19 protein-coding genes are annotated in these 21,086 nt (G+C 63.6%); 12 read left to right on the top strand and 7 right to left on the bottom strand.

Features of this window, described 5'->3' with window-relative positions; all coding sequences use genetic code 11:
* Position 1: 1 nt before the first annotated feature.
* The 3 genes from M2D63_RS07660 to M2D63_RS07650 are packed head-to-tail and all read left to right on the top strand — an operon-like array spanning position 2 to position 2,500.
* The gene (locus M2D63_RS07660) at positions 2-928 is read left to right on the top strand and encodes a universal stress protein (protein WP_285862247.1); all 927 of its coding nucleotides are present in this window, start codon (positions 2-4) and stop codon (positions 926-928) included.
* Between the two features lie 43 nt (positions 929-971).
* Complete coding sequence (locus M2D63_RS07655) at positions 972-1,859, top strand: universal stress protein (RefSeq protein ID WP_285862246.1); 888 nt, start codon at positions 972-974, stop codon at positions 1,857-1,859.
* Complete coding sequence (locus tag M2D63_RS07650) at positions 1,856-2,500, top strand: hypothetical protein (protein ID WP_285862245.1); 645 nt, start codon at positions 1,856-1,858, stop codon at positions 2,498-2,500. Before M2D63_RS07655 ends, M2D63_RS07650 begins: the two co-directional genes overlap by 4 nt.
* Here M2D63_RS07650 and M2D63_RS07645 read toward each other — a convergent pair.
* Entirely contained in the window at positions 2,489-3,061 is a 573-nt protein-coding gene (locus tag M2D63_RS07645; RefSeq protein WP_285862244.1) for a GNAT family N-acetyltransferase, read from the bottom strand. The two genes, M2D63_RS07650 and M2D63_RS07645, sit on opposite strands and share 12 nt — an antisense overlap.
* Before the next feature lie 257 nt (positions 3,062-3,318).
* Between M2D63_RS07645 and M2D63_RS07640 the strand changes: the two genes are divergently transcribed.
* From M2D63_RS07640 to M2D63_RS07620, 5 genes are all read left to right on the top strand, one after another.
* On the top strand, positions 3,319-4,815 hold the full coding sequence (locus tag M2D63_RS07640) for an aldehyde dehydrogenase family protein (protein WP_285862243.1): 1,497 nt from the start codon (positions 3,319-3,321) through the stop codon (positions 4,813-4,815).
* Positions 4,816-4,825: 10 nt separating this feature from the next.
* A complete protein-coding gene (locus M2D63_RS07635; protein WP_285862242.1) occupies positions 4,826-6,010 on the top strand; it encodes an iron-containing alcohol dehydrogenase in 1,185 nt (394 codons plus the stop codon).
* Positions 6,011-6,074: 64 nt separating this feature from the next.
* Positions 6,075-7,520 carry a cytosine permease gene (locus M2D63_RS07630; protein WP_285862240.1) on the top strand — a complete coding sequence of 482 codons (1,446 nt, stop codon included), beginning with the start codon at positions 6,075-6,077 and terminating at the stop codon, positions 7,518-7,520.
* A 196-nt stretch (positions 7,521-7,716) separates the two neighbouring features.
* The gene (gene betI / locus M2D63_RS07625) at positions 7,717-8,364 is read left to right on the top strand and encodes a transcriptional regulator BetI (protein WP_285862239.1); all 648 of its coding nucleotides are present in this window, start codon (positions 7,717-7,719) and stop codon (positions 8,362-8,364) included.
* 66 nt (positions 8,365-8,430) lie between these two features.
* Positions 8,431-8,853 carry a hypothetical protein gene (locus M2D63_RS07620; RefSeq protein ID WP_285862238.1) on the top strand — a complete coding sequence of 141 codons (423 nt, stop codon included), beginning with the start codon at positions 8,431-8,433 and terminating at the stop codon, positions 8,851-8,853.
* On the opposite strand, the gene M2D63_RS07615 is transcribed toward M2D63_RS07620, so the two are convergent.
* Positions 8,838-10,145: an MFS transporter gene (locus M2D63_RS07615; RefSeq protein ID WP_285862237.1), complete on the bottom strand. Its 1,308-nt coding sequence runs from the start codon at positions 10,143-10,145 to the stop codon at positions 8,838-8,840. The genes M2D63_RS07620 and M2D63_RS07615 overlap by 16 nt on opposite strands.
* Positions 10,146-10,344: 199 nt before the next feature.
* On the opposite strand from M2D63_RS07615, the gene M2D63_RS07610 reads away from it, so the two are divergent.
* On the top strand, positions 10,345-13,182 hold the full coding sequence (locus M2D63_RS07610; protein WP_285862236.1) for an AMP-binding protein: 2,838 nt from the start codon (positions 10,345-10,347) through the stop codon (positions 13,180-13,182).
* Positions 13,183-13,259: 77 nt separating this feature from the next.
* Here the strand turns inward: M2D63_RS07610 and M2D63_RS07605 are convergent, their stop codons facing one another.
* The 4 genes from M2D63_RS07605 to M2D63_RS07590 all read right to left on the bottom strand — a co-directional run bounded on the left by M2D63_RS07605 (position 13,260) and on the right by M2D63_RS07590 (position 17,546).
* A complete protein-coding gene (locus M2D63_RS07605; RefSeq protein WP_285862235.1) occupies positions 13,260-14,108 on the bottom strand; it encodes a mechanosensitive ion channel family protein in 849 nt (282 codons plus the stop codon).
* A gap of 91 nt (positions 14,109-14,199) precedes the next feature.
* The gene (locus M2D63_RS07600) at positions 14,200-14,838 is read right to left on the bottom strand and encodes a cupin domain-containing protein (protein ID WP_285862234.1); all 639 of its coding nucleotides are present in this window, start codon (positions 14,836-14,838) and stop codon (positions 14,200-14,202) included.
* Positions 14,839-14,899: 61 nt separating this feature from the next.
* Complete coding sequence (locus M2D63_RS07595; protein WP_285862233.1) at positions 14,900-15,868, bottom strand: endonuclease; 969 nt, start codon at positions 15,866-15,868, stop codon at positions 14,900-14,902.
* Positions 15,869-15,998: 130 nt separating this feature from the next.
* Positions 15,999-17,546, bottom strand: a complete 1,548-nt coding sequence (locus M2D63_RS07590; protein WP_285862232.1) for a wax ester/triacylglycerol synthase family O-acyltransferase — start codon at positions 17,544-17,546, stop codon at positions 15,999-16,001.
* A 158-nt stretch (positions 17,547-17,704) separates the two neighbouring features.
* Between M2D63_RS07590 and M2D63_RS07585 the strand changes: the two genes are divergently transcribed.
* Genes M2D63_RS07585 through M2D63_RS07575 form a run of 3 tightly spaced genes read left to right on the top strand, consistent with a single transcriptional unit; the run spans position 17,705 to position 20,354 of the window.
* Positions 17,705-18,862 (top strand): S9 family peptidase, encoded by a 1,158-nt coding sequence (locus M2D63_RS07585; RefSeq protein WP_285862231.1) that lies wholly within the window; start codon positions 17,705-17,707, stop codon positions 18,860-18,862.
* Positions 18,863-18,907: 45 nt separating this feature from the next.
* Positions 18,908-19,696: an AraC family transcriptional regulator gene (locus M2D63_RS07580; protein WP_285862230.1), complete on the top strand. Its 789-nt coding sequence runs from the start codon at positions 18,908-18,910 to the stop codon at positions 19,694-19,696.
* A gap of 40 nt (positions 19,697-19,736) precedes the next feature.
* Positions 19,737-20,354, top strand: a complete 618-nt coding sequence (locus M2D63_RS07575) for a dTMP kinase (protein ID WP_285862229.1) — start codon at positions 19,737-19,739, stop codon at positions 20,352-20,354.
* Here the strand turns inward: M2D63_RS07575 and M2D63_RS07570 are convergent.
* Positions 20,351-20,911 carry a TetR/AcrR family transcriptional regulator gene (locus M2D63_RS07570; protein WP_285862228.1) on the bottom strand — a complete coding sequence of 187 codons (561 nt, stop codon included), beginning with the start codon at positions 20,909-20,911 and terminating at the stop codon, positions 20,351-20,353. The two genes, M2D63_RS07575 and M2D63_RS07570, sit on opposite strands and share 4 nt — an antisense overlap.
* Positions 20,912-21,086 lie beyond the last annotated feature (175 nt).

The following is a 21,086-nucleotide window of genomic DNA, read 5'->3' as shown; positions in this document are numbered from 1 at the left end:
CATGTCCGACTATCAACGCGTGCTGCTGATCGCTTCCCCGCTGATGCAGCACACCGATGCCTATGACCGTGCCGCAGCCCTGGCCAAAGCCAAGGGCATGGCGCTGCACATCGTGGCGTTCGACTACCTGGTGGGCCTTGCCACCGCCGGCCTGGTCAATGAACAGGCACTGGCGGTGATGCGCCAGGCCTATGTCGAGAAGCACCATCAATGGCTTGAAGAGCAGGCCGGCCCGATGCGCCGGAACGGACTCACGGTCACCACTGAAGTGGTCTGGGTCGACGATGTCCTCGACGAAATCCTCATTCACCTGAAGGAGCAGCCCTTTGCCCTGGTGGTCAAGGATATCGAGCGTGAATCGCGCCTGATGCGGGCGATGTTCACCTCCCTGGATATCCAGCTGCTGCGCGAAACCAGGGTGCCTTTGCACTTTGTCAGCGACGCCGGCCACGCCACGCCACGCAAGGTGCTGGCGGCGGTCGACCTGTCGCGTCCTGAAGATCAGTTCCCCGGCTTCAATGACCGTATCATCAAGGAAGCACTGAAACTGGCCATGCAATGCAAGGCGCAGGTCGAGCTGCTGTATGCCTACGACCTGAGCTCCTTGCAGACCGATGCGCAAACCCTGGGGCGTAAATCGTTCCTGTTCGGCTCCAACCTTGCCGAAAGCCTGCATGAAGCCCAAAGCGCCGCCTTTCGCGAGCTGGCCGAGGGCAACGGGATCGATCCGGAGCGTTGCCACATGATCATGGGCGATCCGACGAAAGTCCTGAGCATCTTCTGTGAAGCCCATGACATCGACATCGTCGTGATGGGCCGTGTGCATCATCGTGGACTGGCCAAGTACATCGGCAGTACGGTGGAGCGGGTGCTGTACAAGATGCCGAGCAGTGTCCTGGTCGTGACCCCGGAGTCGCCGGTGATCTGATAGCTGATTGCGCGCGCAGGCGAAGGCCTGGCTGGAGGTTGCCATGAGTCAGTACCAGCAGTTGTTGCTGCTTGCACAGGATGCCGAGCTGACCTCGCCGGCGGCGCGACGCGCCACCGCCCTGGCCAGGGCGACGGGAGCAGGCTTGCATGTCCTGGGGCTGTTCGAGCCCCACGGGCTTGGCCACTGGCAGCAGGAAAAAGACACGGATCGGCACATTGCCGAACAGTTCGGGCAGTTCCGCGACCGCTTGCTGGAGCAGGTCGGGGCGATCGGTCTCGACAATACCTGCGCCAGCGGCCAGGCAGTGGTGTGCGATGATCCGCTCAAGGACGTGCTGGCGTGCCTGGGCGAACGTCGCCCCGACATGGTCATCAGCGACTTGCACAAGGTCTCGCCGCTGGCTCGGGCATTCGGCACGCCCTTCGACAAACAGCTGATGCAGGCCAGCCAGGTACCGGTACATGTCGTCCCGGATGGCGCGGCGGCGCTGCCCAAGGTCATCCTCGCCGCCATCGATACCTCCTTGCCGGAGCAGGGGGCCGACTTCAATCAGCGCATCATCCGCCAGGCCATGGCCATGGCGCTGCAATGCGATGCCCGCTTGCACCTGCTGTGCGCCTATGACATTTCGCCCCTGTTCGTTGCGGACTCGAATGCCGCTTCGGACTGGGTCGAGGAGCTGGTAGCCGCCTTGCGTGAACCCTACGATGCGCTGGCCGATCTCTACGGCGTCGCGCCTGAATGCCGGCATTTTGTCCAGGGGGCGCCCGTTGCCGTGATCAGGGAACAGGTGCTGGACCTTGCCGTCGATGTCGTGGTGATGGGCATCGTGCAACCCAAGGGCCTGGGCAAATTGCTCGGTGATACGACCGAGCGGATCGTGAACTCGGCGCTTTGCAGTGTACTGGCGGTCAATCGCACACCATGAACGCCTCCGCCAAGGAGAAGCTCGGCGCCTGGCTGAAAAGGCCACGGGGCAGCTTTGGCGCCATTGCCGGCGTCGGCAGCTTCGTGGTGCTGGTCTCCATCGCCAGCGCCTTCGAGGGTGTTGCGCAACTGCTGACGGCCAGGCCCTGGGTTTTGGCAGGGTTTATCGCCATCAGCCTGGGGGTGGGCGTCATCGTCCAGCATCGTTACACCGTGCTGGTTGGCAAGGCGATCTTCGCGCCGGGTGCATCAGGCTGGCGCAACCGGGTCGGGCGCATGACCAGCTGGGCCAGGGAATCGAACCTGGTGCTGTGTCTGCTGCTGGCGGTAGCGGTAGGCTACCCGGCGACCCTGTACTTTGCCGCCCGTTCGCTGCGCACCATCGTCGCGGCTTGCGAAACCAACCTCAACGACCAATTGGCAATCCCGGGTGAAGGTGGGCGGTCGCTACCGATCGCTGCGCCCGTATGCCAATGCCTGGCCCAGGTGTTCCTGGACCGTAACGGCATGGTGCGGCTCGCCCTGTTCGAAACTGCGGCCCTGGAGGTGACCGACTACCAGGGCATCAGCGAAGAAGACGAGCAGCACTGTCTGGACGCGGTGCTTGCGCATGGCGCCGGGATACGCGCGTCACGCCAATGACAGGCGATGGATCACCTGGCAGGCATCCTCGGGATCACGGCGGGTGGAGAAACCGAATTCGCGCACCAGGTCGTGCATCGCCACATTCGCGGCCACGTCAATCGAGAACATCGCCTTGAACCCGTTGGCCCGGGCCTTGTCGATCAGGTGGCCAAGCAACAGGGCGCCCAGGCCGCGATCCTTCCACTGATCATCGACGGTCACCGCGCATTCGCATTCGTCCGGCTGCGAGCAGGCCGCATAGCGGCTGATGCCGACTTCCCGCAGTTCGCCATCGACGTGGGCCAGCGCCACATAGGCCATGCGCTGCGGCTCATCGACGGTCATCAACTGATCGAGCATCGCTTCGCCTGGCTCCTTGATCTGGCACAGGAAGCGAAAATGCCGCGACTCGGGGGAAAGACGCATGATGAAGGCTTTTTCCCGCTCGCGATCCTCGGCACGCAAAGGCCTGATGAGCACGTGCCCGCCGTCCTTGAGCGGTTCGATCCAGTGCTCGCCTGGCTCGGCCGGAAAAGCCGGGGAGGCGGGTGCTTGTGCATTAGGTTGAACAGATGCCATGGGAGTTGCTCCGAAGAGAGGGATAGGTTCGTACTGCACCCTTCCTATCTACACCTGTGGGATCCGGGCTGGTTGATGCAGGTCAAGCCCAGGGTGCGATTCTGACCAGCGGTCAACTCGATGCCTGCCGAAATGCCCGCCGATACGGGCATTTATATTGAAAAAAAATTCAGTAAAGGCTGCCGGCCTTATTGAAGATATTTTCAGTATCACCTAGGATTGCCGCCAGCCTGACAAGAACAAAACGAGGTGATGCGGTGACAGCGTTGAAAGACAGAGCCTATTGGCTCGACAAAGCCCGGCAGTTGCGGATCGAGGGGAGGGCGTTTATCGAGGGTGCCTATGTCGATGCCCGCAGCGCAGAGACCTTCAGTTCATACAGCCCGGTTGACGGTGCGTTGCTGGCGCCTGTGGCCTTGTGCGCCGGGAGCGATGTAGACCTGGCCGTAGGCGCCGCCCGTCGCAGCTTCGAGGCAGGCGTCTGGTCCGGCCTGGCTGCCCGCGAGCGCAAGGCGGTGTTGTTGAAGTGGGCAGCGTTGCTGGAAGCGCACACGGAAGAACTGGCCCTGCTGGAATCCCTGGACAGCGGCAAACCGATCGCCGACACCCTGGGCGGCGATCTTCCCGGCACGATCTACTGCCTGCGCTGGTTCGCCGAACTGATCGACAAGGTGCACGGCGAAGTGCCGGCCACCGACCCGCACTTCTTCGGCACCGTCACCCAGCAACCCCTGGGCGTGGTGGCGGCGGTGGTGCCCTGGAACTACCCGTTGCTGATGGCTGCCTGGAAATTTGCCCCGGCTCTGGCGGCCGGCAATAGCGTCGTGCTCAAACCGTCGGAAAAAACCCCGCTTAGCGCCTTGCGCATCGCCGCCCTGGCGATGGAGGCGGGCCTGCCGGCAGGCGTGTTCAACGTGGTCACTGGCGATGGCGCGGTTGGTCGCTTCCTGAGCCTGCATGTCGATGTCGACTGCATCGCCTTCACCGGTTCAGGCAGGGTCGGGCGGGAAATCGCCCAGAATGCCGCCGCCACCAACCTCAAGCGGGTGTGGCTGGAGCTGGGGGGCAAATCGGCCAACATCGTCATGGCCGACTGCCCGGATATCGCTCAAGCGGCCCGCTCGGCCGCCGCGGCGATCTTCGCCAACATGGGCCAGGTGTGCAGCGCCGGTTCGCGCCTGCTGGTCCAGCGCGCTATCGTCGAGCCTTTGCTGCGCGAGTTGCTCCCGGCCGCGGACGATTACCTTCCGGGTCACCCGCTGGACCCGGGCAGCGTCACTGGCGCGATCATCGATGCCGTGCAGTTCGAGCGGGTCTGTCACTACATTGACATCGGCAAGCAGGAGGCCCGGCTGCTCAAGGGTGGCCAGCCGCTGTCGCAGATTGACGCCGGTGCCTACCTGGAGCCGACGATCTTTCTCGCCGAGGACGCATCGGCACGCATCGCCAACGAAGAAATCTTCGGCCCGGTGCTGGTGGTCATCCCGTTCGACACCCTCGAAGAAGCCATCGCCATCGCCAACCAGACCGAATTTGGCCTGGCGGCGGCGGTGTGGTCGTCCGACCTCGCGACCATCCATACCGCCACCCGCCAGCTCAAGGCCGGCACGGTCTGGGTCAATTGCTACGACGAACTGGTGGACATGAACTTCCCGTTCGGCGGCTTCAAGGAGTCCGGCAATGGCCGGGACAACTCGGCCCATGCCTTGAGCAAGTACACCGAGTTGAAATCGACCATCATGCGCTGCAGTTAAGGTGAGCCCCGTGGACAACACGCTATCAGCATTGAACCCGCAACAATGGACCGTACCGGTGCCGATCGAATACGGCCCGGGCGTACGCCAGCAACTGGCCCGGTTGTGCCGGGACCTGAATATTACCCGGCCCATCATCATCACCGACCAGGGCTCGCTGAACCTGCCCTTCGTCGGCGAAATACAGCGCAATCTGACCGACGCAGGCCTGGCTTGCGGCCTGTACGGCGGCATCGAACCCAACCCGACCGACCTGTCGGTGATGGCCGGCGCGGCGGCGTACCAGGCCTGGGAAGCCGATGGCATCATCGCCCTGGGTGGTGGGAGTGGCCTGGACGGCGGCAAGGCGGTGGCCCTGGTCGCCCGCCAGCAGCGTTGCGATCTATGGGCGTTCGATTTCGACAAGCCGGTGCCAGCAGGCTTCAGCGCTGCGGACTTTCCTCCGGTCATCAGCATCCCGACCACCGCCGGCACCGGTGCCGAGACCGAAAGCACGGCGATGCTCACCGACACCGGTCGCGGCATCAAGGGTTGTGTCTGGCACCCCCGGGCCCGGCCATCGGCGGTGATCCTCGACCCTGAGCTGACCCAAAGCCTGCCGGCCAACCTGACCGCCTGGACCGGCTGCGATGCGATCATCCATGCCCTGGAAGCCTACTTCGTGCCGAGCTTCAACCCGCTCAGCGACGGCGCCGCCCTGCAGGCCCTGACGTTGCTGTGGAGCTCGATCGACACGGCGGTGCAGCGCGGCCAGGACCTGGAAGCGCGGGGCAAGATGCTCATCGGTTCGTGCCTGGCGGGTGTGGCCTTTCTCAAGGGCCTGGGCATGGTGCATGCGCTGAGCCATATGGTCGGGGCCACTTACAACACCCACCACGGCTTGACCAACGCGATCATCCTGCCGGTAGTGCTGCGCTTCAACCAGGCGCTGATCAGCCCACGGCTCAAGCCTGTGGCCCAGGCCATGGACTTGCCGGACGATCGCTTCGAGACCTTCTACAACGCCGTGTGCGCCATGCTCGATCGCCTGGATATTCCCAAGTCGCTGTCGGTCCTGGGCGTGAAACACGCCGATATCGGCGCCGTGGCGCTCAAGGCCATGGGCGATCCGGCGCGCCTGACCAACCCGCGCGACAGCGCCCTCGAACAACTCGAGGCGCTGCTGGCGCAGGCGATCGATCGCGCCCGCGACTGATGGCCTGACCCCGTTCCAACTACCTAGCCGTGCAACCAAACCAATAACAAAAGGTGCAACTGCCATGTCTGCCCCAAGCCAAGCGGCGTCCAAGGGACGCCTGAACCTCGAGACCCGCTCCATCGACTATGTCCCGCTCGCCGAACGCCACGGCAAGGCCTGGCACTTGTGGCCCATCTGGTTTTGCGGGGAAGCGCACCTGACCACCCTGGCGGTCGGCATCATCGGCGTCGGCATGGGCGCCAACCTGTTCTGGTCGGCGCTGGCGATCTTCCTCGGCTGCGCCTTCGGCACGCTGTTCATGGCCGGCCATTCGACCCAGGGCCCGCAGATGGGCCTGCCGCAACTGATCCAGTCGCGCCCGCAGTTCGGCTACCTGGGCGCACTGCTGGTCTATGTGGTGGCGATCGCCACCTATGTCGGCTACAACGCCTTCAACCAGTTGCTGGTCGGGCAGACCCTGCATGAACTGTTCGATGTCCCGGAAAACGGCTCGGCGATCGCCTTCTCGCTGCTGGCGATCATCATGGCCATTGCCGGCTACAACACCTTCCACAAGGTGCAACGGCTGCTGGCCTTCGTGTTGATTGCGGTGATGATGGTGTTCACCGTCGGGCTGTTCTTCTTCGTCCAGCTGCCGGCGGAGCAACTGAGCGTGTCCGGCTTCAAGGCCACGCCGTTCCTGGCGCAGTTCTTCGTGGCCGCCGCCTATCAGCTGAGCTGGGCGATCTACGTCTCGGACTATTCACGCTACCTGCCGGCCAATGTCAGCGTGCGTTCGTCGTTCTGGTGGACCTACCTGGGGGCGATGATCGGCGGCGTCTGGATGATGCTGATCGGCGCCCTGGCCGCGGCACTGAGCCCGGGGCAAAACCTGGCCAAGGGCCTGGTGATGCTGGGCAACTCGCTGTTCAGCGGCTTTGGCGAGATGCTGCTGATTCTGGCGGTACTGAGCCTGGTGACCAGCGCCGCACAGAACTTCTACGGCGCCTCGATCACCCTGCTGAGCATTGCCGATACGGTGAAAACCCAGACCTCCACCTTGCTCAAGCGGATTGTCTCGATGGTGCTGGTGGGCGGCACCGCGATCGCCATCGCCATGACCGCCTCGGATAACTTCGTCAAGGAATTCGGCGACTTCCTGGCAATCCTGCTGTACCTGTTCACGCCGTGGACCGCCATCAACCTGGTGGACTTCTACAAAGTGCGCCACGGCAAGTTCTCGATTACCGAGATCTTCAAGCCCAACGGCATCTACGGACGCTGGAACTGGCGGGGGATCGGCGCCTACGTGGCCGGCTTCGTGGCCATGCTGCCGTTCTCCAGCACCGGCTTGTACACCGGCTACGTGACCACCTTGCTCGACGGTGCCGACATCAGCATGCTGGTTGGCCTGGTGGTTTCCGCCGTTGTCTACGGCTGGCTGTGCCGCTCCCAGGACATCCAGGCAGAGCTGTCGCGCATCGATGACCTGGACAAGGACCTGGAAAGCGGCCTGCAAGCCAATTGATCCTGGTCTGAAATGGCTCGCCGCCTGCAATGGGCGGCGGGTTTCACGTTGTTGATCCACACCGCCCTCACGCTTATTTCCTGTCACTCTCCCGGCCAAAAGTTGCTAGATTAACGCCGCGTTCCACGTATCGTGCCCAATGCTGCCGCTGTCCGGAGAGTCGATTTATGCCCCGCAACACACAGGTTTTCGATGTATGAGCAGTGAGTCTGAAGTAGTCGAAACCAAGAAACGCCGGACACGTATCGACCCCGGGATGCGCCGCAAAGCCATTATCGAAGCGACGATGCAATGCATCACCCGCTATGGCCACAGTGGCAGCACCCTGGAACGCATCTGCGCGCAAGCCGGGGTGTCCATCGGGCTGATCGGCCACCACTTTTCCAGCAAGGAAGAGTTGATGCTGTCGACCTACCAGGAGCTGACCGACCAGCTGCGTGAAGAAACCCGCAAATACCTGGAAACCCAGGGCGGCTCGCCCGAGGATCGGCTGCTGGCGATCATTCGCTCATCGTTTCGCGGGCAGATTTTCAATGAATTCACCCTCACCACCTGGCTGGGCTTCTGGGGCGCGGCGGTGTCGTCGCAGGAACTGCGCGCGCTGAACAAGAAGCTCTACGCCGACTATCGCAAGGAGCTGGAGGCCGTATTCAAGGACATCGGCAAGGCAAACGGCACGCAGATCGACGCCAGGAGCGCCGCCTTGACCATTACCGCGCTGATCGACGGATTCTGGCTGGAATGGGCGCTCGACCATAAGGCGTTCAGCTCGAAGAAAGCCGAGAAGTGCTGCATTGCCACCGCGCAGATGTTTGTGAAGAGCGCTGCGCCCTTGCAAGCCTGATCATCGTTTGCACCCGCTTGCACAGGCGGCGCTATGCTGAATCTATAGTCCCTTGGGCCATTTATCATGCGCACGTTAATGCTGTTACTCGCAGCCGCTATGGTCGCTGGTTGCCAGTCCCCGATGCCCACCGCAAATCCCCAGATGGCCTGGGTCGATTTCTCCACGCCATTCCCCAACGACCGCTTGCTGATGGCCGAGCGCCTGGATAAACAGCGCCTGAGCGAGGGGCGCTTTTTCCAGGTCACCCCGGGTAGCCACGAGCTGATGGTCCGCTTCGACTATGAGGTCGCCGGGGGCGGCGACATGGGGATGATGGGCGGGCCCACCGTACGGGTGTGCTACCTGACCCTGCACTATGACCATTTCGTCGCCGGCCAACGCTATGTGCTGGAGGGCCGCTCGATGGCCATGACGCCCGAGGCGCGGTTGTACAACGCCAAGCGCGAGATCGTCGCGGAACTCAGCGATTTCTATTGCCTGACCTGAGGTGCGCTCGCGCTGATAGCGACCTGCCGACCGCGCTTGAGATCGACGCCGGCCAGGAGCAGCAGGCCGAAGGCGAAAAAGCTGCCGGTAATCAGCATCGCCAGGCGGTGATCGCCCGCAGACAGCCAACTGGCCAGGCCGTAGGTCATCGGCCCGAGGATTGCTGACAGTTTGACCGCCAACCCCCAGAGGCCGAAGAACTCCGCCAGGCGTGTCGGCGGCGCAAGCAGGCCGACGATCGCGCGTCCGGCCGATTGGCTGGCCCCCATGCACAGGCCGGCGAGGTTGGCCGCCAGCCAGAACAATCCGGGGCCCTGTGCGACCCAGACCAGACCGACCATGCCGAGCCAGCCCAGCAGTGTCAGCGTCAGCGTGGCGCGATGGCCGAGGCGATCCTGCAACCACCCGAACAGCACGGCACCGATGGACGCCGTGACATTCACCACCAGGATCAGCAGCAGCGTTTGCTGGGTGCCGAAGCCCATGACCTGGTTGGCATAGATGGCCGCCAGGGTGATCACCGCCGAGATGCCGGCCTGGTAGCAGACGGTGCAGGCCAGAAAGCGCAGCAGGTCACGATAGCGCTCGGCTTCGCGCAGGGTTTGCGCAAAGCGTGCCAGCACCGCCCGGGCGACAGGTGCGGTGCCGCGGTCGGGCTGCGGCTGGCTGCGTTCGTTCAGGTACAGGAAGGTCGGCAGGCTGGCGAGGGCGAACAGGGAGGCGGTGATCAGCATGCACACCGGCACGAACTGTGCGGCTGTCTGGCCCTGCGCCTGGGCCCAGCTGACGAAGGCCAGGCAGGCGCCCAGGCTGACCAGGCCGCCGATATAGCCGAACCCCCAGCCCCAGCCGGACACCTTGCCCAGGGCATCGGTACGGGCCAGTTCCGGCAGGAAAGCGGCGATCAGGTTCTCGCCGCTGCCGAAACAGAAATTGGACAGCACGATGAACAGGATCGCCACCGCGAGCTCCCCCGGTCCTGCCAGCGCCAGCCCGGCGGTGAAGACGACGCAGCCGACCGTGCTGAACAGCAGCAGGCGCTTCTTGCAGGCGAAGGCGTCGGCGTAGGCGCCCAGCAATGGCGCGCTGAGGATGATCAGGGCGTAGGAGAGGGCCAGGGCGCAGGTCCAGGCCAATGTCCCCCAGGCAGCGCCCTCGGCCACCACCGCGACGAAGTAGGCGTTGAACACGGCGGTGATCACCACGGTGGTGTAGCCGGAGTTGGCGAAATCGTACATCGCCCAGGCCCAGATTTCTCGGCGTGTCACCCCGGGGGCAAGGCTGGCTGGCATGGCCGCTCTCTCTGCAGGCGTGTGGCGATGGGCTTGTCTTGCACGTCAAGGTCCCTGACCGACTGCTATTGAGCCTAGCCCTGGCCCTCCCATCCTGCGAGCGGTCCGGCCCATATTGGCTTTCCGGCCGCCACAATAGGCGCATAATGGCAGTTGGCAAGGCGTTACACGCAGAGTGTCCTGTCATGAGGGGCCGCCGATGACTCGTCCGCCTCCAGACCCTTCCGCCGTTGCCCACGACGATGGGGGGGAGGAAAAGTTGCTCGACATTGTCCGCCGCACGGTGCTCGAACTGCACCCGCAAGCGGCAGACGCCGTGCAGGTCAGCTTGCACAGTGTGCTGGACCGCGACCTGGGCCTGGATAGCCTGGCTCGTGTCGAGCTGTGGTCGCGTATCGAGCGCGAGTTCGCCGTGCGCTTGCCGGAAAGCCTGTTCGCCTCGGCGGAAACCCCCGCCGATGTACTGCGCGTGCTGAACCACAGTCATGCTCCCGAGGCCGTCCGTCCGTCGCCTTCGGGCGACGCTGGCGAGTCCCTGGCAGCGACAGGGCAGACGCCGGATGCCGCACGTACCCTGATCGAGGTCCTGGACTGGCATGTGCGTCACCAGCCGCAGCACCTCCATGTGCGCCTGCTGGGTGAGGGTGACCAGCAACAAGCGATCAGCTATGGCGCCTTGCACCAGGGCGCCCTGGCCGTTGCCGCAGGGTTGCAACGCGGCGGCTTGCGCGCCGGGCAGACGGTGGCCCTGATGCTGCCCACCGGCCGCGACTTTCTCGAGAGCTTTTTCGGCATCCTGCTGGCCGGTGGCGTGCCGGTGCCTATCTATCCACCGCTGCGGCTGTCGCAGATAGAGGACCATCTGCGCCGCCAGGCCGGTATCTTGTGCAACGCCGAGGCCAAGGTGCTGATTACCGTGCCGCAGGCGAAGCTGCTGGCCCGCTTGCTGCGGCCGCAGGTCCCGAGCCTGGCGCTGATCGCCAGCGTGGCCGAACTGGCGGGTGAGGGGGATGAGTGCATCACAGCGGCGCGGCAAGCGGATGACATCGCCTTCCTGCAGTACACCTCCGGCAGCACCGGCCAGCCCAAGGGCGTGATGGTCAGCCACGCCAATCTGCTGGCCAACCTGCGCGCCATGGGCAGGGCGCTGAAAGTGGGGCCACAGGACGTGTTCGTCAGCTGGCTGCCCATGTACCACGACATGGGCTTGATCGGTGCCTGGCTGGGCAGCTTGTATTACGGCTACAACCTGGTGCTGATGTCGCCGCTGGCGTTCCTGGCCCGCCCGCAGCATTGGCTATGGGCCATCGACCGCTTTCACGGGACAATGTCGGCGGCCCCCAACTTCGCCTACGAGCTGTGCCTGAACAAGCTCGCTGACCGCGACCTCGAGGGCCTGGACCTGAGCCGCTGGCGCCTGGCGTTCAACGGTGCCGAGCCGGTCAGCCCGGCTACCCTGCAGCGCTTCGCCGAACGCTTTGCGCGCTACGGCCTGGCACCCACTGCACTGGCGCCCGTCTATGGCCTGGCCGAGGCCACGCTGGGCGTGGCCTTTCCGCCCCTGGGCCGAGGGCCGCTGATCGACCCTGTGCAGCGAGAGGCGTTCCAGACCCGTGGCCAGGCACTGCCGGCTGAAGCGGGCGCCAGCGCAGTCCTGCAGTTTGTCTCCAGCGGCCGGCCGCTACCGGGTCACCAGATCCGCATCGTCGATGGCCAAGGGGTCGAACTCCCCGAGCGCTGCGAAGGTCATTTGCAATTCAGCGGGCCATCCACCACCGGCGGCTATTACCGCAACCCCGAAGAGACTCGCCGGGTGCTGCGCGACGGTTGGATCGACTCGCTGGACTTCGCCTACATGGCGGGCGGTGAGATCTACCTGACGGGCCGCGCCAAGGATCTGATCATCCGCGCCGGGCGTAACATCTACCCCTACGATGTCGAGACGGCGGTCGGCAATTTGCCCGGCCTGCGCAAAGGTTGCGTCGCGGTGTTCGGCAGCGCCGACCCGGCCACCGGCACCGAGCGCCTGGTGGTGATGGCCGAAAGCTACGAAACAGAAGCCGTCGCGCGCCAACGGCTACAGCAGGAGGTCAACCGCATCGTGCTCGACCTCACCGGCGTGTCGCCCGACGATGTCGTGCTGGCGCCGCCGCATAGCGTGCTCAAGACCTCGAGCGGGAAGATCCGGCGGGCCGCCAGTCGTGAACTGTATGAGCACGGCGACGTAGGCCGGCCACACCTTGCCGTGTGGCGCCAGCTACTGCGCTTGCTGATGCAGGCCGTGGGCAGCCGATTCGGTCGCAGCTGGCGCAACAGCCGTGCGCTGCTCTATGGCGCCTACATCTGGCTGCTGTTCTGGCTGGTCACGCCCCTGACCTGGCTGGGCGTCGCGATAGTGCCGGGCGAGCGCCGGTGCCGCAGCTTTACCCGTGCGGCCGCACGCGTGTTCGTGTATTTGACGGGCGTACCGTTCAGCGTCAAAGGGCTGGAGCATCTGCCCGAGTCCGGGGTAAGTGTGCTGGCCGCCAACCATGCCAGCTACCTCGACGGCGTCATTCTCTGTGCAGCCCTGCCGCCGCGCTTCAGTTTCGTTGCCAAGCGCGAACTGGCCGGGCAGTGGCTCGCCGGCCGCTTCCTGCGCAAGCTGGGTACCTGCTTCGTCGAACGCTTCGACCTGCAGCGCAGCGCCGCAGACACCGAGTCATTGGCCGCGGCGCTACAGGCCGGTCAGTCGTTGGTGTTCTTCCCGGAGGGCACCTTCACCCGCGAACCCGGTTTGCGCACCTTCCATATGGGCGCCTTCGTGCTCGCCGCCCGTGCCGGCGTGCCACTGCTGCCGGTCGCAGTCGGCGGCACGCGCAGCGTGCTGCGTGACGGTCGGTGGTTCCCGCGTTATGGCGCAATTCAGGTCGACGTCTGCCCGCCGCTATTGGCGCAAGGGCCGGACTGGGTGGAGGCGATCAAGCTGCGCGATGCAACCAAAGCGCTGTTGCTGGAGCACCTGGATGAGTCGGAACGGGCCCAGCGCGCCGCGTAGGGCAGGGAGCAGGGGGAGGGTGCCTCGACGTGCCCGCGGAACACTTCGTACCGCAGACGCCGTCAAGGCGCTGCCGATCAGTTGGCCTGCTGCTGGACGATCACTGTCTGCGCCGGCATCGGGGCCGGGAAGCCGGCATCGCCGAGGGCATCCTTGATAGTGCGGTTGGTGTCGAAATAGACCTGCCAATAGTGCTCGTTATGGCAGTACGGGCGCACCGCCAGCACCGGGCCGACCAGGTTGAACTCGAGGATCTCCACATCCACCCCAGGCTCGGCGAGCACGTTGGGCAGCGTCGCGATGTGCTGCTTGAGCAACGCCGCGGCGGCCTTCCAGTCGGCCGCGCCGGACAACTGCGCCTTGAGCTCGACACGGCGGAACGGGTTGTGGGTGAAGTTCTGGATGTTGTCGCTGAAGATCTTGTTGTTGCCGACCAGAGTCAGCACGTTGTCCGGGGTGTTGATCGCGGTGGCGAACAAGCCGATCTCGGTGACCGTACCGGTCACGCCGCCGGCGCAGATGAAGTCACCGACCTTGAACGGGCGCAGGACGATAATAAAGGCACCGGCCGCAAGGTTGGCCAGCAGCCCCGACCAGGCCATGCCGATGGCCAGGCCCACCGCGGCGAGCAGCGCGGCGAAGGTGGTGGTCTGCATGCCGAGGTAACCGAGGATGCCGATCACCAGCATGATGTTCAGCGTCACGGTGATGACCGAACCGACATAGCGCAGCACGGTCGGGTCGAGCTTCTGCTTGGTCAGCGCCCGTTGCACCATGCCGACGGCAAAGCCGATCAACCAGCGCCCGACGATCCAGAAGGCGATGGCCGAGAGAATCTTCACCGCGAAAGCGGCGCCGTACTGTTGCACAAGCGCGACTAGCGCGTTGAACTTCGTGGTGGTCATGCTAACGATGGATTCATCCATGGCTCGGGCTCGCAAAGGAGGGATTGACCTCAGAACGCTAGCACAAGCTGTCTGGCACGCCAGCCAACGCTCAACACGGGGCTGAGCGCCTTTAGAATCCTAGTTCCAGAGACGCATCCTTGATCCAGATCCTGGCCCCGGCCTCACCAGCGACTGCGTGCAATTGAGCAGAAGGTGGCAGTCTCATCCAGCCCCACGGACCTAGCTCGAAACCCTCACCTCGAATGTCACCGTCCACGACAAACAGCTCAAGCCCACGCTCATTGCCTACCGATAGGGACTGCCCGGGCGACAGCGCCTTGAGCCAGACACTTTCGTGCTCATTGCAGCACAGTTGCTTGTCGCCGCTTTCGGGTAACTGGACGACGACACGGTCGTTATCCTGCGAATGAAACTGGCGCAGCCTGACGAAGATGATGCAGCCCTGGGCAGAGGCTGGCGAGTGGCTGCTCCCGGGCGGGTTGCGCACGTAGGTACCGCTCGGGTAGCTGCCGTTTTCATCTTCAAAAACACCGGCCAGTACCAGGAACTCTTCTCCGCCTGGGTGCGAGTGAGCGGAAAATCGACTGCCGGGGGCGTAGCGGACCAGCGATGTGGCCCTGGCCTGCTCAGCACCGACCCGAAACAGCAGGCGCCGCTCAACGCCCGGAGCAGGGCTGGGAATCCACGGCAAGCTGCCGCCGTGCATGATGGCGCGTTCTTGGAGATCGGCGTTGAGCATGTTCTGCATGATGGTCTGCCCGGGGCTGAGTGGACACTGCCTTTAGATGGATAGTGTCCACTGCCTGGCGCTATTTGCAATTACCCGCTTTTCTGAAACCTGCTGCCTGGGCCTCAGCTTCCGAGGTGAAGGACACCTGGTTTTTTGCCGACACCTGCGCATAGCCAGGGCAGCCACTGGACAGATGATAGACGTGGCTCTTCTGGTTGCCGATGACCACGCCGGTGGCGGTGGAGGCACTTGCCAGGGTGGGTTTTGCAGCAGGTTGTGGGGCGCGCGCCGGGGCAGCGCTGGCGACACCGTCACCGACCGGCTTATACCCGCTCGTCCAGCTGCGTTGACCGGTAACGAACGGGTTGGAGTGCCCCATGACCGCAGCGATACGGCGATCGCGCTCTTTCTCCCAGGCCGTCACCGGATGCTGCTTGTCCCATGCCATGAGTAGCTGTTGCTGCTGCCTGGACATGTTCAGCTGGTAGCGGTCGAACATGTAGAAGGTCGTCCGCGCCACGAGGCCTTTGACCTCGTCGCGAGGTTCCGCTGCCCGCTGCTGGAAATCAACCTTGGTGGTGCACTGGCCGTATTGAGGGGCAACCCCTGACACCATGCCATAGTTGAAATTGCTGCGATCGCCGTTCACTTCGCCCACCGAGGGGTAGAGATTGAACAGGTCGGCTTCCATGGCGCGGAATATCGGGTCGGTATCGACACATTGTTCCCGGCCGCCGCTTTGCCAGCATTTACGTTGATGGCCGAACGTCCAGGCGGGCACGATGTGTTCCCACTCGGTGCGCTCGGCACGGGTTTGCTCTTTGCGGGTTTCATACCCGCAAGACTTGGCATCGACCCGGCCGCCGGATTTACCCACCCACGTCCATTTGCAGCCGCAGTAGAGTTCGCCCATCGAGCTGTTCGCCTGGTCGAGGTAGATCTTCTGCTTGGCGATGACCTTGGCTTCGGTGAAGGTGGCGGGAGGGCTTGAGAAGGCAGGAGAAACAGCAGCAAGGGATAGCGTTACGACGTACAACAGCTTCTTCATACAAAAGCATCATCGGTATTTTCGGGGGGCGGGATTATACGTCAGTGCAGCAGTGGCAGTGCGGCAAAACAGGCCCGGTTGGCCTGCTTTGCCTTCACGCGACCTTGGCGACCGCTCGCGGCTAGCGCCGCTACTGTTCGTCGACCTTCTGTATGGCGGTTTTTCGGGCAACGCGCCTGGTTTTACCGGGCTTGGCTGCCTGGATCGCCACTGCCTGTAGTTCCTCATAGGAGTCCCTCAGGCACTGCGCGAGAAAATCCGGGTCGGGGACGACGTTCGGTGAGCTGGTCAGTGAGATGAACATCTTCCCGCAGTAGCTGGTGGGGTTCCAGATCAACGACAGGCCATCGACCAGCGGCCCCACACCGCACCAGTACACGAGCCTGGCGCCGAGCATGTACAGCGGCACATTGGGGCCCGGGACGTTGGTCACCATGCAGTTGTGCAGCAGCACCGGGCCCTTGCCGCCCATGCCCATCAGCGTCGCCAGGCGGCCGGCGAGCCCCAGGGTCGCCGGCGGTGCGAATTTCTGCAGGTTGGTCAGGTCGTTCGCACCGACCGCATTCTGGATCGCCTTGGATTGCGATGTGGCGGCCTGCAGCGCTTGCAGCCGGGCGAGCGGATCTTCGATATCCGTGCCCAGAGGGAAGGTCAGCATCGACACGGTGTTGCCGGCAGCGACAGCTTCATTGCCCTGGCGGGTGTTAACCGGTGCCAGGGTCACCAGCGACTTCTCGGGCAGTTCATCCTTTGCCATCAGGTAGCGACGCATCGCCCCACCGACCATGGCCAGGACCGCATCGTTGACCGTTGCCCCGGGCACCAGGTTCTTGATTTTTTTCACTTCGCCCAGATCGAGGGTGACCGAATCCCAGACCCGACTGGACGTGACGTTGCTGTTGAAACGTGTGCGCGGTGCGCCCCCTTCAGCGCTGAACACGGAGCTTGCCACTTTACGCAGACTGGCAATGGCGAGCCTGGGTAGCACGCGGGCCAAGGGCAGGGCCATGCGGGCGGAGGCCGTGAGGTTGTCGGTGAACATACGGCCGACCGTGTCGAGCATGCCCCAGTGCGACGGCGCGCTGCTTGCCGCCGGCGTGTTATCAAGCACCGCGACCGGTTTGCCCTGCGCGCCAGCCAGATCGTGCAAGGCCCAGGTCAATTCCGCGGCTGCGGCGCCGTCCATCGCGGCATGGTGCGATTTGGTCAGGATGGCGAAGCTGCCCTCGGGGATACCCTCGATGTTGTCGAGCCCCTCGATCACGTACATCTCCCAGGGGGCCCGGGCCAGGTCTACCGAGCGGGCATGGATGCGTGACACCAGGATGCAGAACTGGCGCCAGTCGCCTGGCTTGGGCAGGGCGAAATGGCGCACGTGGAAGTCGATGTCGAACAGATCGTCGTCCACCCAGTAGGGATAGCCCAGGCCAAAGGGCACCTGGATGATCTTGCGCTTGAACACCGGCGAGACGTCGAGACGGTCCGAGATATGCTGGACGATTTCCCGAAAGCCGAGTCGTTGCCCCTCTACCGTGGACTGATCGTAGATATAGATCATGGTGCAGTGCGACGCGGCATGGGGACGATCGACTTTGAGGAACAGGGCATCTTGCCCGCTGAGTTTGCTCATCGTTAACGTTCTCGCAAGGTGGTGGCGCAGGTGGATGGGCAGATTCATCGATCTGCCTTTGCCCCGTCCCCCTGCAAATGGGGGGGAAAGCGCGCAGGGCGCCGCTTTACTCTGGCGCTATCGGAGGGTCTCGTGCGCACCGTCGGGGCGCACCTGCTGGCCCCCGTCCGGGGAGGGGATCTTGCGTGTGGCGTAAAGAACAGTGCGTGAACGATAAAGGGCCGGGGGATTCACCCAGGCCCTGGTGGGAGTGCTTGCCCGAGGACTTCTGGCGGCAGGCCGATGGCACCGAGCTCGATGCCAGGCATCGCCTGAAGATACATGGCAGCGCCGCGATCGAACGGGTGATGCGCACCTCTCTGGCGGCTACGGTGGCGGCGAGCGCGCTGGCCACGCTCGGCAAACCTGGCCGGGTGCAGCGCGAGTTCGAGGCGCTGCGCTTCTACGAACCGCTGGCACGCGCGCAAGATGCCTCCCGGGTATTCCAGGCGCCGCCGAAGGGCATCGCCATTTCACAACGCGCGTTGCCCGGCAATGACATCCGTCGTTTCCAACTGCGCTTTGCCAGTCCGTTCAAACCGCTCAATCCCTACGCCCGCCCGCAGTTCGAGGCCATGCAGCGCAATAGGTTTGCCCATGCCCAGCACTGGTGCCACGGCGACCGGCCGCGACCGACGCTGATCGTCATCCACGGCTTCGCCGCCGACCCGCACTGGCTCAATGCCCATGCGCTGTCGCTGGCCGGCTTCTATCGGCGCGGCTATGACATTCTGCTGTTCACCTATCCGCACCATGGTCGGCGCGCAGAGCGCAGCGACTGGTTCAGCGGCCAGGGATTGTTCGGCGGTGGGCTGGTGGCCTTCAACGAGGCGCCGCTGCATGCGATCCACGACCTGCGGGTGTTCATCGATTATCTCCAGGGACGCGGCGTCGAGCCTATCGGTGTGACGGGCATTTCCCTGGGCGGCTATACCGCGGCGCTGCTGGCGGCCGTTGACCCGCGCCTGGCCTATTGCATCCCGATCGTACCCGCGGTCAGCCCGGTCGATGTGTTCCTTGAGTGGCAGCCCACGGGGCTGTTGCTCTCCCGGCTGATGCGTAGCCAGGGCATTGGCGTGGCCGAGATGCGTGGATTACTGGCCGTGCACAATCCGTTGACCTACGCCCCGTGCCTGGAGGGCGAGCGCATGCTGATCATCGGCGGTGCCGGCGATCGCATCACCCTGCCGCGCCACCTGCGGCTGCTGCACCGGCACTGGCCGGGTAGTGCGTTGCACTGGTTCCCCGGCAACCATATCCTGCACCTGGGGCGTGGCGAGTACCTGGCGTGCATGGGGGCGTTGATGGACAGGTACTCCGGTTAAGGCATGTCTCCCCCTAAGCGCCGATTCGTTCGAGGAGCTAGGCCGATGGCCCTGGTAATGGAAAATCTGACCCGGTTCGGGCGTATTGAATGTTCGCAGGTCAATGCCAGTGGCGCCTGCTACCCCAAGCATACCCATGAAGAGTATGTGATCAGCGCAAACCTTAGCGGGGTAGAGCGGATCTGGTATAACGGCAGGCAGCAAGAGGTGTTGTCGGGCGAGGTAACGCTGTATAACCCGATGACCGTGCAGTCATCGGAGTTCTGCGGTGAGGGCGCACAGTTCATCAGCCTGCATCTGGATGAACAACAGGTGCGCAGCATTCTCGACCAGACCACGCACGACAATGGCCTGCCCGCGTTTCAGGAGGGCAATATCCGCGACAGTGCGCTGTTTGGTTCGATCCTCGACCTGCATGAGCAGCTGCACTCCAGCAGCCGTGACGAGGCGTTGCTGGTGCTGTTCAGTGAGCTGGCGCGTTTTCGGAGCACGCCAGATACCAGCGGCGAGCCGTTGCGGGTGGCACACTTGATCCGTTTCATGAAGGCCAATCTGTACGAGGCGATCGAGCTTGAAGACCTGTGCGCCGAAGCGAACCTGTCCAGGTTCCATCTGGTGCGAAGCTTCAAGGCCGAGAAAAACCTCCCCCCGATGCAGTATTTCAAGCAGTTGCGCCTGATCGAAGCACGCCGGCGCCTGCGCCTTGGCGACGCGCCTGCGCGCATCGCCGTCGAGTTGGGCTTCTTCGACCAGGCCCACCTGAGCAATGCGTTTCGCAAAGTGATGGGCGCCTCGCCGTCGAGTTACAGCTCAATGCTGGGCGTCGCCCGTTAGCCTGCTCATCAACAACCGTCTCTCAAGCGTTATTTGAACAATGAATCGTCCGCTGTTTGTTTCATTAGATGGGCCCAAGGGCACCGGCAAAACCACACTGTTGGAGGCCGTTACCAAAGTACTGAGGGCCGACAACAAAAAGGTGATCCGGCTTTGCGAGAAGAAAAGCGATCCCTTCAGGGGGGACACCATGGCCCTCGTCAACAAACTCGTCCGGAATCCCTCCCGGGACCTGGAGTTGGGGGTGTGTGAGCGTTTTGCCGATAGTCGCTCCTGGATTTCCCGCCACATACTGCCTAAACAGCCCCCGGGCAGCATCATCCTGATCGATCGCTGGTACCCGTCTGAAGCCGCGTTTCGCCGGATAGTCCCGTTTGCCGAGATCCTGCAGTTGAACATCGAGCGAAATGTGCAAGTGCCGGACCTGCATGTCGGGGTCGTCACCGCACCTGATGTTTCATGGGCGCGGGCAGCAGCGCGTACGCGTGGGCTGAGCAGTACTGTGCTGCACAAGCTGGAGGAGCATGCCGCTTGTACCCAGGCGTTCGAGCGGGCGATTGCAGAGCATGGCTGGGCGTTATGCCGTAATGACGGAACGCTCGAAGATGCAACGGAGCAGGTGGTTTCCGAGATCTATAGCGTCCTGTCAGTGCCTTAGGGGGTTGATGAACACCAGGCCTCGGCCGTGGCCTCACGGAAAAGCCGGGCAAGCTGCGGATCGTCGACTGCTCGGGCCAGCAGCACCGCGCCGACCATGGAGGCCAGGATCTGTGCGGCACGCAAGTGACTGGTCTCATCGTTTTCGACACCGTCGACCCGCTCGATGGTCGCCAGCATGGCGCGAATGCCTGCGGTGAAGGGCTGTTTCACGGTATCTGTCTGACGCGCGATATCGGCCGCCAACGCGGGCACCGGACACCCCGTACCGACACCGGCAACATGCCGCTCGGAAAGATAGGCCTCAACCAGCTCGGTCAATGTCGTGGCCTGCTTGAAGGCCGATCGGTCGGACTCGAACATCTGTTGCACAGCCGCTGCCGCCAACTCCTCCTTGCCGCCAGGAAACTGTCCGTAGAACCCGCCATGGGTGAGGCCGACGGAACGGGCGAGCTGGCCTATGCCGACACCCTCGACACCGTGCTCCCGATAGAGGTGGGCGGCGGCCTGGAGGATCGCCGCCTTGTTGCTTGCCGCCTTTTCTTTGGTGACCTTCATTTTGCTGCTCCTGTCGCTGCGGGAGAGGACGCGTGGATCGCCTACGACCTTAAAATAATAATGACGATCATCATAAAAGCAAGGGGTGCGTTTCCCTGGCAGCATCGCTCGTTCAACGCAAATCAGACACTGGAATCCCTCTATAACGGGCTTTCTAGCCTCTGCTCGTGCCTAA

Source organism: Pseudomonas sp. BJa5, from assembly GCF_030272875.2.
Taxonomy (GTDB): domain Bacteria; phylum Pseudomonadota; class Gammaproteobacteria; order Pseudomonadales; family Pseudomonadaceae; genus Aquipseudomonas.
The sequence above is the reverse complement of the archived record's forward strand: the minus strand, read 5'-3'. Positions and strand labels throughout refer to the sequence as shown.